At 37.7% G+C, this 10667-nt stretch carries 11 protein-coding genes; 10 read left to right on the top strand and 1 reads right to left on the bottom strand.

Going from position 1 to position 10667, the window contains the following annotated elements; genetic code table 11:
• Positions 1–754 precede the first annotated feature (754 nt).
• The 10 genes from rpmH (at position 755) to MKX72_RS26625 (ending at position 9965) form a co-directional block, all read left to right on the top strand.
• Positions 755–889 carry a 50S ribosomal protein L34 gene (rpmH, locus tag MKX72_RS26670; protein WP_013059930.1) on the top strand — a complete coding sequence of 45 codons (135 nt, stop codon included), beginning with the start codon at positions 755–757 and terminating at the stop codon, positions 887–889.
• A gap of 110 nt (positions 890–999) precedes the next feature.
• Positions 1000–1353, top strand: coding sequence for a ribonuclease P protein component (gene rnpA, locus MKX72_RS26665; RefSeq protein WP_013059929.1), 354 nt, complete (start codon positions 1000–1002; stop codon positions 1351–1353).
• Positions 1354–1468: 115 nt separating this feature from the next.
• Positions 1469–2233, top strand: coding sequence for a YidC family membrane integrase SpoIIIJ (gene spoIIIJ, locus MKX72_RS26660; protein WP_028411912.1), 765 nt, complete (start codon positions 1469–1471; stop codon positions 2231–2233).
• Positions 2230–2859, top strand: a complete 630-nt coding sequence (gene jag, locus MKX72_RS26655) for an RNA-binding cell elongation regulator Jag/EloR (RefSeq protein WP_028411913.1) — start codon at positions 2230–2232, stop codon at positions 2857–2859. The genes spoIIIJ and jag overlap by 4 nt, the downstream gene beginning before the upstream one ends.
• Positions 2860–3165: 306 nt before the next feature.
• Entirely contained in the window at positions 3166–4554 is a 1389-nt protein-coding gene (mnmE, locus tag MKX72_RS26650; RefSeq protein WP_028411914.1) for a tRNA uridine-5-carboxymethylaminomethyl(34) synthesis GTPase MnmE, read from the top strand.
• 22 nt (positions 4555–4576) lie between these two features.
• Entirely contained in the window at positions 4577–6466 is a 1890-nt protein-coding gene (gene mnmG, locus MKX72_RS26645; protein ID WP_013059925.1) for a tRNA uridine-5-carboxymethylaminomethyl(34) synthesis enzyme MnmG, read from the top strand.
• Between the two features lie 30 nt (positions 6467–6496).
• The gene (gene rsmG / locus MKX72_RS26640; RefSeq protein ID WP_013085565.1) at positions 6497–7213 is read left to right on the top strand and encodes a 16S rRNA (guanine(527)-N(7))-methyltransferase RsmG; all 717 of its coding nucleotides are present in this window, start codon (positions 6497–6499) and stop codon (positions 7211–7213) included.
• A 135-nt stretch (positions 7214–7348) separates the two neighbouring features.
• Complete coding sequence (gene noc / locus MKX72_RS26635) at positions 7349–8224, top strand: nucleoid occlusion protein (protein ID WP_013059923.1); 876 nt, start codon at positions 7349–7351, stop codon at positions 8222–8224.
• Positions 8225–8341: 117 nt separating this feature from the next.
• On the top strand, positions 8342–9124 hold the full coding sequence (locus MKX72_RS26630) for a ParA family protein (RefSeq protein ID WP_013059922.1): 783 nt from the start codon (positions 8342–8344) through the stop codon (positions 9122–9124).
• Positions 9096–9965 carry a ParB/RepB/Spo0J family partition protein gene (locus MKX72_RS26625; protein WP_013059921.1) on the top strand — a complete coding sequence of 290 codons (870 nt, stop codon included), beginning with the start codon at positions 9096–9098 and terminating at the stop codon, positions 9963–9965. Before MKX72_RS26630 ends, MKX72_RS26625 begins: the two co-directional genes overlap by 29 nt.
• Positions 9966–9996: 31 nt before the next feature.
• Here MKX72_RS26625 and yyaC read toward each other — a convergent pair whose 3' ends face one another.
• On the bottom strand, positions 9997–10617 hold the full coding sequence (gene yyaC, locus MKX72_RS26620) for a spore protease YyaC (protein ID WP_028411915.1): 621 nt from the start codon (positions 10615–10617) through the stop codon (positions 9997–9999).
• Between the last annotated feature and the right edge of the window lie 50 nt (positions 10618–10667).

Raw genomic sequence — 10667 nt, 5'->3', positions numbered from 1 at the left:
CGAGTAACCCCTCCTTTTTCTAGTTTTCATGCGCTTTGTACAACCCTTGTACAACCTGTACAAAACCTTATGCATAAAAAATTTATATTTATACAATTGCTATTATGTGGGTAAATATATATTATAGAAGAAAGCCGACTATTCGACAGATTCCACATGGTGTGGATAACTTTATACAGTGATAGTGGAAATGATGTCCACAAGTTGTCCACAGTTTGTGGATAAAAACCAACTGTGGAAAAGTAATTAAGAGTGAAAACAAAAATATAATATCAAAGAATTCGGCATGATGCAATGGATTTTCGAAACTTATCCACAATCACTACACCTTGTGGAGAAAAGTTTTCCACAACACAAGATAGTGTGCATGAGTTGTCGATAAGAAATGGAAAAGTAGAAAAATGTCGAAAAAACTTATCCACAAAGGTTTAAGAGAAGAATTTGAATAAAAAAGAGGCTTTTTATAACATTTATTGTTGTAGTTTTGTTCAGTAACGATGCGATCGCAGCTGGTAGAGAAAGAAAAAGAGATGAAAAGGAAAAATTTTTTCTTTAATAAATCAATGAATTTTATTGATTAGGTATAGACAATTGGGTTATAAAGATATTAGAATGAAGAAGATTGAGTAAAACAGATAATGAAACCAAGAGATTGAAAATTTTATTTTTTAAATAACATTGACATCTTCTTAGTCTTTTCATTATAATTGCAAGGACTGTCTTTTTCAGTTATTCCTCGAGGAGGTGTTTATAGATGAAAAGAACTTACCAACCAAACAAACGTAAGCACAGTAAAGTACACGGTTTCCGCGCTCGTATGAGCTCAGCGAATGGACGTAAAGTTTTAGCTCGTCGTCGTCGTAAAGGAAGAAAAGTATTATCAGCATAATAGACCACTGACGCCAGTGGTCTTTTTTCGCTTTCTAAGGCTAAAATCACCTCTGTTCCTGTAGGGACTACATAAAAGCATGACCTGAAAAAGGGCAGGAGTTGTTAAAAATGAAAAAAAGATATCGTATAAAAAAGAATGATGAATTTCAAACCGTTTTTAAAAAGGGCAAGTCCGTAGCGAATCGCCAATTTGTCTTGTATGTTCTAGACAAACCGGATCAAGAACATTTCCGCGTAGGATTCTCCGTGGGCAAAAAGATTGGAAATGCCGTGACTCGTAATCGAGTTAAGCGCCTTGCTAAACAAATTATGTTTGAATTCACACCGTATTTAAAGCAAGACAAAGATTATATTGTAATTGCAAGGCAGCCTGCTGCAACAATGAGCTATGAAGAAATTAAAAGCAGTTTGCAGCATGTCTTTAAGCGTGGCAAATTACTTACACATAGACAAAACGATTAATAAACAATAGAAGAAAAGCCTTTAATAGCTGTTGTTTTTCTACCGCATCCTTATATAATGGATTTTGACGCACTTTCAGAATTGAAAGGTGAACATGTAGAAGGAGGAAAAACAGGTGAAGAAGAAGTTGTTTTTAGGGATAACGCTTATCTTTCTATTAACTGTTTTAGCGGGTTGTACGGAAATGAACCAACCTATTACAGATGATAGTAAAGGTTTTTGGAATGAGTATGTTGTGTATCCGCTGTCATTAGTCATTACGTATCTGGCGGAGGTATTTAAAAGCTATGGAGTTGCGATCATCGTTGTCACGATCCTGATTCGCTTACTTATTCTACCGCTTATGATCAAACAGATGAGAAACACGAAAGCAATGCAGATGCTTCAGCCCGAAATGCAGAAGTTAAAGGAGAAGTACAGTTCAAAAGATGCCCAGACGCAGCAGCAATTGCAGAAAGAAACGATGGCATTATTCCAAACTTACGGAGTAAATCCTTTAGCTGGGTGCTTCCCAATTCTAATTCAAATGCCCATTCTTATTGGGATTTTCCACGCGATTACACGAACTTCGGAAATCGCAAACAACAGCTTTTTATGGTTTGATTTAGGTGCGCGTGATCCGCTATTTATCTTACCAATTGTCGCAGGAATCACAACGTTTATTCAGCAAAAGATGATGATGGCCGGAAATGCAAATCAAAATCCTCAAATGGCTATGATGCTTTGGATTATGCCGATCATGATTGTGGTTTTTGCAATCAATTTTCCAGCCGCCTTATCTCTTTATTGGGTAGTGGGAAATCTATTTATGATTATTCAAACCTACTTCATTAAAGGGCCAGACTTAAAACAAGCGAATATTGAAGGGGTTAAAAAATGAACGAAATCACAATTACGGCCCAGACGATTGAAGCTGCTGTTCAAGAAGCATTAAATGCTTTAGAAGTAGAGCGAAATCAAACAAATGTAGAAATAATTGAACCAGGTAAAAAAGGATTTTTAGGAATCTTTAAGGGAAAACCCGCAGTTGTAAAAGTTACAAAAATAGTTGACCCTGTAGAGGAAGCGGTTCATTTTATTACAAATGTTAGCCGTGAAATGGGGATTTCGATTCATACGAACGTCAAAAAAACCTCCAGAAACTGCATAATTGAGATTAGTAGCGATTCAGCGGGAATGTTGATTGGAAAACATGGACAAACCCTCAATGCGCTCCAGCTTCTCACACAATTGGTAGCTAATCGATACAGTCAGCAATTTTTAAATGTTGTCTTAAATCCAGAAGGCTACCGGGAAAAACGAAAAGAAATGGTCGAAAAACTGGCATTAAAAATAGCTAATCAGGCGATTAAAACGAATCGATCTGTTCAACTAGAACCAATGCCTTCCCATGAAAGAAAAATGATTCACCAAGCGTTAGCTAAAAATTCTTTAGTTGAGACACAATCCGTTGGCAAAGAACCCAAAAGAAGTATTTTGGTTCAGCCAGTTGCCAAAAAGCACTAGCAAAATAAGCTAGTGCTTTTTTATATGCTTATTTTATCGATCCAGCGTTCAAAAAATCAAGATGCATACGTTGTTATTCACATGTGGATAAGTTAAAATAGTACATACTGCCTGTTTTTCTTGCTGTGCATAACAGAAGAACGTTAGAGATGTTCCAAATCGGTGAATTGTGGTATTCTATTTATTTGGTTCATACAAATCACGGGCCTTAAAATAGATGTTTTTGTTCGTAGAAAATTGTTAACGATGATAGTATATAACATCGTTTAAAATAAAAGGTTTATAAAATGAAATGAGGTGAAGTTGGTGCTAGATTTTGATACAATTGCGGCCATTTCTACACCAATGGGAGAAGGAGCTATTGCCATCGTCCGCCTGAGTGGTGAAGAAGCAATTACGATTGCAGATCGTATCTTTAAAAGCGTTTCGAATAAACGATTAACAGACGTAGCTTCTCATACTATTCACTACGGTCATATCGTAGATCCCAAGACGGAGCAAGTCGTTGAAGAAGTGATGCTTTCCATTATGAAAGGTCCCAAGACATTTACTAGAGAAGACATTATTGAAATTAACTGTCACGGAGGAATTGTATCCGTTAATCGTGTGCTGCAGTTAGTTATTGCAAATGGTGCCCGTTTAGCCGAGCCAGGTGAGTTTACAAAACGAGCATTTTTAAATGGTCGAGTAGACTTATCACAAGCAGAAGCTGTAATGGATTTAATTCGTGCCAAAACAGATAAAGCGATGAATATGGCAATTGGCCAAATGGAAGGGCGTTTGTCCAAGCTAGTACGTCATTTACGCCAGGAAATTCTCGAAACACTTGCCCATGTAGAAGTGAACATTGACTATCCAGAATATGACGATGTAGAGGAAATGACTCACCAAGTGTTGATCGAAAAAGCTTCAAATGTACGCCAAGAAATTGATAAGCTTCTTCAAACCTCTCATCAAGGGAAAATTTTAAGAGAAGGATTAGCTACGGTTATTATTGGACGTCCTAATGTAGGGAAATCTTCTCTTCTAAATAGTTTAGTGCAAGATGCAAAGGCTATTGTCACAGACATTCCTGGAACGACGCGAGATGTGATCGAAGAGTACGTTAATGTGCGAGGAGTTCCTCTACGATTAGTTGATACAGCTGGAATTCGTGAAACAGAAGATATTGTAGAACGAATTGGTGTGGAACGCTCCCGTCAGTATTTGAAAGAAGCGGATTTAATTTTGCTTGTGTTGAATTTCAATGAAGAATTAACGGACGAAGATAAAAAGCTATTTGAAGCTGTAGAAGGCATGGACGTTATTGTCATTGTGAATAAAACAGATCTTGAGCAAAAAATTAATCTAGAGGAAGTGCAGCAATTTGCTGGTGATCATCCAGTAGTGACGACTTCGCTTCTTCAAGAACAAGGAGTCGATCAGCTTGAAGAAGCAATCGCAGCTCTTTTCTTTGAAGGAACAATTGAATCTCAAGATTTAACATATTTATCTAATACGAGACATATTGCGCTTTTAACGCAAGCAAGAGGAGCTATCGATGAGGCCATCACAGGTATTGAAAGTGGTGTTCCAATCGATATTGTCCAAATTGATTTAACAAGAACGTGGGAACTATTAGGTGAAATTATTGGTGATGCTGTTCACGAAAGCTTAATTGATCAGTTGTTCTCTCAATTCTGTTTAGGAAAATAGATTATTAAAGGAGGCTACTATTATGCAATATGAAGGTGGACAATATGATGTTATTGTCATTGGAGCAGGTCATGCAGGATGTGAAGCGGCGCTTGCTTCTGCGCGTATGGGTGCTAAAACGTTAACGTTGACCATCAACTTAGACATGGTGGCGTTTATGCCCTGCAATCCTTCTGTAGGTGGTCCTGCAAAAGGTATTGTCGTACGTGAAATTGATGCTCTTGGCGGAGAAATGGGTAGAAATATCGATAAAACTCATATTCAAATGAGAATGTTAAACACAGGAAAAGGTCCGGCTGTTCGAGCACTTAGAGCTCAAGCAGATAAATTTGCTTATCAGCATGAAATGAAAAAAACGTTAGAAAATGAAGAAAACCTAACCCTTATGCAAGGCATGGTAGAACAGTTAATCGTAGAAGACGGTGTATGTACAGGTGTTGTCACTCAAACGGGAGCTGTGTATAAAGCTAAAACAGTTGTTATTACGACAGGAACATTCTTACGCGGGGAAATTATTTTAGGTGAACTAAAATACTCAAGCGGTCCTAACAATCAACAACCGGCTATTAAGCTTTCTGAACACTTAGAGGAGTTAGGACTGGACATGGTCCGTTTTAAAACAGGAACTCCACCTCGTGTTAATAGCTCAACTATCGATTACAGCAAAACGGAGATTCAGCCTGGGGATGATGTGCCTCGTGCTTTCTCATATGAAACAACACAGTACATTACAGATCAATTGCCTTGCTGGTTAACATATACAAGTGAACAAACGCATCAAATTATTGATGACAACCTCCACTTATCCCCTATGTATTCTGGGATGATCAAAGGTACTGGACCACGCTACTGTCCATCTATTGAAGATAAGGTTGTGCGCTTTAATGATAAACCGCGTCACCAAATTTTCTTAGAGCCAGAAGGACGAAATACGCAAGAAGTATATGTTCAAGGACTATCAACAAGCCTTCCTGAGCACGTACAGCGTCAAATGCTTGCAACAATTCCTGGCCTTGAGAAAGTCCAAATGATGCGTGCGGGCTATGCTATTGAATATGATGCAATTGTTCCGACTCAGTTATGGCCAACGCTGGAAACGAAGAAAATTAAAAATCTTTATACGGCTGGACAAATTAACGGAACGTCTGGTTATGAAGAAGCTGCAGGCCAAGGTCTTCTTGCCGGAATTAACGCGGGAAGAAGAGCGCTGGAACAAGAAGAAGTCATCTTAGGACGTTCTGATGCTTACATCGGTGTATTGGTGGATGATTTAGTAACAAAAGGAACAAATGAACCGTATCGTCTGCTAACATCGCGTGCAGAATATCGTTTATTGCTTCGTCACGACAACGCTGATTTACGCCTCACTGAAATTGGTCGTGAACTAGGATTAATCAGCGATGAGCGCTATGCTAAATTTGAACAAAAGAAAGCGGAAATCGAGCAAGAGAAGAAACGTCTTTTTTCTTTTATTATTAAGCCGAATGAAGCTGTTCAACAACTGATTAAAGAAGCTGGCGGCAGCGAATTAAAAGATGGCATTCGTGCGACAGATTTACTTCGCCGCCCTGAAATGACGTATACTCATATTCATCAATTAGCACCAGCGGATGAGACGGTAGATCCTGAAGTAGCTGAACAAGTAGAAATTCAGGTGAAATACGAAGGATATATTCAGAAATCACTTCAACAAGTTGAACGCTTGAAGAAGTTAGAAAACAAAAAGATTCCTGATTATATCGATTATGATGCAATTAACGGTTTAGCTACAGAAGCCCGTCAAAAATTAAACCAAGTGCGTCCACTAACGGTAGCGCAAGCTTCACGTATTTCTGGAGTCAACCCAGCTGATATTTCAATCTTGCTTGTTTATATTGAACAAGGGCGCATCGCTAAAGTATCAAATGATTAAAACTCTTAGGCGCGAAGAAAGGGAAACTCAATGAATATTCAACAGTTTCAACAGCTATTAGAAGAAAAGGGAATTTCTCTTTCTTCTAAACAGCTGAATCAATTTGAAAAGTATTATCAAGTTTTAGTGGAATGGAACGAAAAAATGAATTTAACTGCTATCACTGATCACGGTGAAGTGTATGAAAAGCATTTTTACGATTCTATTTCAGCTGCTTTTTTTCAAGACTTTACAGAAATTGAATCCATGTGTGATGTAGGGGCAGGAGCAGGATTTCCAAGTATTCCGATCAAAATTTGTTTCCCGCATTTGCATGTAACCATTGTTGATTCGTTACAAAAGCGTATTACGTTTTTGACGCATCTTGTAAATGAGCTTGAACTAGACAATGTCACACTATGTCATGATCGAGCTGAAACATTTGGTAAAAAAGAAACGATTCGCGAGTCATTCGATCTTGTAACAGCAAGAGCCGTGGCACGTATCTCGGTTCTTAATGAATTTTGCTTACCGCTTGTTAAAGAACAAGGACGCTTTTTAGCAATGAAAGGTGCTTCTGCCCCTGAGGAATTAAAAAATGGGGAAAAATCATTTCAAGTATTAGGTGGAAAAGTGAAGTCGATTGAACATTTCCAATTGCCTTTGGAGCAAAGTGAACGTTACATTATTTTAATAGATAAAATAAAGAAAACGCCTAAAAAATATCCTAGAAAACCTGGTACCCCAGTTAAGCTTCCATTAGAGTAGGCGGTAAATAGATAGAGAAGAAAATGTTTCATATGAAACATTTTCTTCTCTATATTTTCTGTTTAGAAAGCAGGATATGATTAAAAAACATCGAATTAGTTTAAGGCGGGATTTTCCTGAAGGTGGTGTGGGACTATGAAATCTGCTTTTTCACGTTTTTTTAATTTAAAAGAAAAAGATGAGGATATTCATGTAGAGATTGAAACTGTCCAAGATGAAAATGTCGAAAAAGTTTTAAGAGATGAAGTAAAACAAATTAGGGTTTCAAGTATTATTCCGAATCGTTATCAGCCGCGTACTGTGTTTAATGAAGCAAAAATTGAAGAGCTAGCTCTTACTATTCATACACACGGTATTATTCAACCTATTGTGGTTCGACCGACTGAGGGCGAAGAATACGAATTAATTGCTGGAGAACGCCGGTGGAGAGCTGTACAAAGCTTAGGATGGGATACGGTTCCTGCAATTGTGAAACATTTTAACGATACAGAAACGGCCTCTGTGGCTTTAATAGAAAACTTACAACGTGAAGAGCTAACGGCTGTCGAAGAAGCACTAGCCTACGCAAAGTTAATTGAGTTACATAATCTTACCCAAGAGGCATTAGCTCAACGTTTAGGAAAAGGCCAATCCACAATTGCAAACAAGCTTCGTTTGTTAAAGCTTCCTGTTGAAATACAAGAAGCAATCAAACAAAAATTGATTACAGAGCGACATGCGAGAGCGCTCATTCCCCTCAAAAATCAAGAAAAACAACTTCAAGTATTAGCTGAGATTATTGAAAAACAATTAAATGTAAAACAAACGGAAGATCGAGTAGTTAAATTGTTAGAAACGCAGGTTAAAAAGCCAAAAGCAAAAAGAAAAGCGTTTAGTAAAGATACGCGTATCGCAATGAATACAATCCGTCAATCGTTGACAATGGTTAGTGACAGCGGTATTTCATTAAACACAGAAGAAGAAGAGTTTGATGAATATTTTCAGTTTACTATTAAGATTCCGAAAAAATAAAGAAATAGCCCTCATCTTTTTTTGATGAGGCTTTTTTATCAAAGTTTTTCGTCAGAAAATTCAATGAACAATAAAACTGTCTGGACAAATGGGATGGAAATGAAAGTAGGTGACAACATGGGGAAAATTGTGGCAGTTGCGAATCAAAAAGGCGGGGTTGGAAAAACAACAACCGCTGTTAATTTAGGCGCTTGTTTAGCTGAACAAGGAAAAAAGGTTCTACTTGTAGACGGAGATCCACAGGGTAACGCTACGAGTGGAGTTGGCATAGATAAAGCAGATGTAGATGAATGTATTTACAATGTAGTAGTGGAAGATATGGAAGCCAAAAACGTTGTGCGTTCAACAGCCGTCGAAAATTTATCAATCATTCCCGCGACCATTCAATTAGCTGGTGCAGAAATTGAATTAGTGTCGACTATTTCACGTGAAGTTCGACTTAAGAGAGCTTTAGAAACGGTGAAAGATCACTTTGATTATGTTATTATTGATTGTCCCCCTTCTCTTGGTTTACTGACATTAAATGCGTTAACTGCAGCTGATTCTGTTTTAATACCTGTACAGTGTGAATATTATGCGCTTGAAGGATTAAGTCAATTGCTAAATACCGTTAGATTAGTCCAAAAACATTTGAATAATCAACTGCGTATCGAAGGTGTATTGCTTACTATGCTTGACGCACGCACAAATTTGGGACTCCAGGTAACAGCAGAAGTGAAGAAATACTTTCAGGATCGGGTTTATCAAACGATTATTCCTCGAAATGTTCGTTTGAGCGAAGCACCTAGTCATGGTGAACCAATTATCTTATATGATGCAAGATCTAGAGGGGCCGCAGTTTATACGGAACTTGCAAAGGAAGTGATTTATAATGGCGAAAGGATTAGGGAAAGGAATTAATGCCTTATTTTCAGGCTTAGATGCACAGGCTGATGATTCAATTCAGGAAGTTGCTATTCACGAACTTAGACCCAACCCCTATCAACCACGTAAAACGTTTAATAAAGAAGCAATTAATGAGTTAAAGCAATCCATTTTACATCATGGCATCTTACAGCCTATTGTAGCTCGCAAAAGCATTAAAGGCTATGAAATCTTAGCGGGTGAAAGACGATTTAGAGCTGCTAAAGAAGCTGACCTTGCTACTGTTCCTGTCATTATAAAAGACTTTTCAGAAAAGCAAATGATGGAACTAGCTTTGTTGGAGAATTTACAGCGTGAAGATTTGACGCCAATTGAAGAAGCAACCGCTTATCAATTGCTTATGGATAAGCTCGATATGACACAGGAGCAACTTGCTACACGACTAGGAAAAAGCCGACCTCATATTGCTAACTATGTTCGCCTCTTGCAACTGCCTGAGGAAATTCAAACCCTCATTTCTACTAATGAATTGTCTATGGGACACGGGCGTACGCTAGTCGGTTTAAAAAATAAAGCTCTTCTACCTAAAGTAGTTGAAAAAATACGCAAGGAACAATTAAATGTCAGACAGCTAGAGGCTTATATTGCTCACTTAAATAAAGCCGTTCCACGTGAAACATCAAAAACCAAAAAAGATAAAGATTTATTCATAAAACAAAGTGAAACACAGCTCCGTGAGCGCTTTGGTACCTCTGTTCATATTACACAAAGCAAGAAAAAAGGAAAAATTGAAATCGAATTTTTCTCTAAAGAAGATTTAAACCGTCTTCTTGAATTATTTAATGATCTTTCTCAGACCAATAAATCTTCTGTATAAAAAAGGTTGTCCTAGTTTTAGGACAACCTTTTTATTGTTTATAGTGTCTTACAGTTTGGTAAACCGGAGAAGCATTAAACTCTTTCTCTCGTTCGTTGTGTACAGTCTCAATGCTTTTCGCAATTAAATCGGCAATGCACATAACAAGATGAAGCCTCGTATTTTGCAAGACGAAAAACTCCATAAATCCGCTCACGTTGACAACCCCTGTTATATGAATATCCCCGACTGGCGGCAATTCTTTATTAACCCCTGCTCCTGGTTTAACGGGTCCTATTCCAAGTGATGCAGAGCCTACGCTTTTCATACGACCTAAACAAGCATCAATTCCAATAATAAAAGGATTCGGGAAAAGCTTTTGAATATGTTTTAACGTTTCTTTCAAATTAACAGCATGAACAGGCTCTTCTAACGTTCCAAAAATATGAAAAGATGAAACCTTTTTTTCATTCAGTTTCGTTCCGACTAATGGACCCAATGAGTCCCCAGTTGAACGGTCCGTTCCAATACATACAAAAACAATTGGTCTGTCTTTCTGTGCTGGAAGTAAAGATAGTAACTGTGTACTCAGCTTCTTTATAGCAGATTCTTCATCATGAAATACGCGGGTTGAATGTTGTGTCTTCTCAAAGAAGGGAGATTTTAAATTCATAGGGTCCACTCCTTATACATAATAGTAACAGTATACGAAGATTTTGAAGA

Origin of the sequence: Priestia sp. FSL R5-0597, assembly GCF_038006305.1 — a bacterium.
In the GTDB taxonomy this organism is placed as follows: Bacteria; Bacillota; Bacilli; order Bacillales; family Bacillaceae_H; genus Priestia; species Priestia zanthoxyli.
This window is presented reverse-complemented; position numbering and strand designations above follow the sequence as displayed.

Bases quoted from the DNA above. Each gene is read 5' to 3' on its own strand.
- mnmG (WP_013059925.1), top strand. From the start codon at position 4,577: ATGCAATATGAAGGTGGACAATATGATGTTATTGTCATTGGAGCAGGT.
- yyaC (WP_028411915.1), bottom strand. From the start codon at position 10,617: ATGAATTTAAAATCTCCCTTCTTTGAGAAGACACAACATTCAACCCGC.
- MKX72_RS26625 (WP_013059921.1), top strand. From the start codon at position 9,096: ATGGCGAAAGGATTAGGGAAAGGAATTAATGCCTTATTTTCAGGCTTA.
- rnpA (WP_013059929.1), top strand. From the start codon at position 1,000: ATGAAAAAAAGATATCGTATAAAAAAGAATGATGAATTTCAAACCGTT.
- rpmH (WP_013059930.1), top strand. From the start codon at position 755: ATGAAAAGAACTTACCAACCAAACAAACGTAAGCACAGTAAAGTACAC.
- noc (WP_013059923.1), top strand. From the start codon at position 7,349: ATGAAATCTGCTTTTTCACGTTTTTTTAATTTAAAAGAAAAAGATGAG.
- MKX72_RS26630 (WP_013059922.1), top strand. From the start codon at position 8,342: ATGGGGAAAATTGTGGCAGTTGCGAATCAAAAAGGCGGGGTTGGAAAA.
- jag (WP_028411913.1), top strand. From the start codon at position 2,230: ATGAACGAAATCACAATTACGGCCCAGACGATTGAAGCTGCTGTTCAA.
- rsmG (WP_013085565.1), top strand. From the start codon at position 6,497: ATGAATATTCAACAGTTTCAACAGCTATTAGAAGAAAAGGGAATTTCT.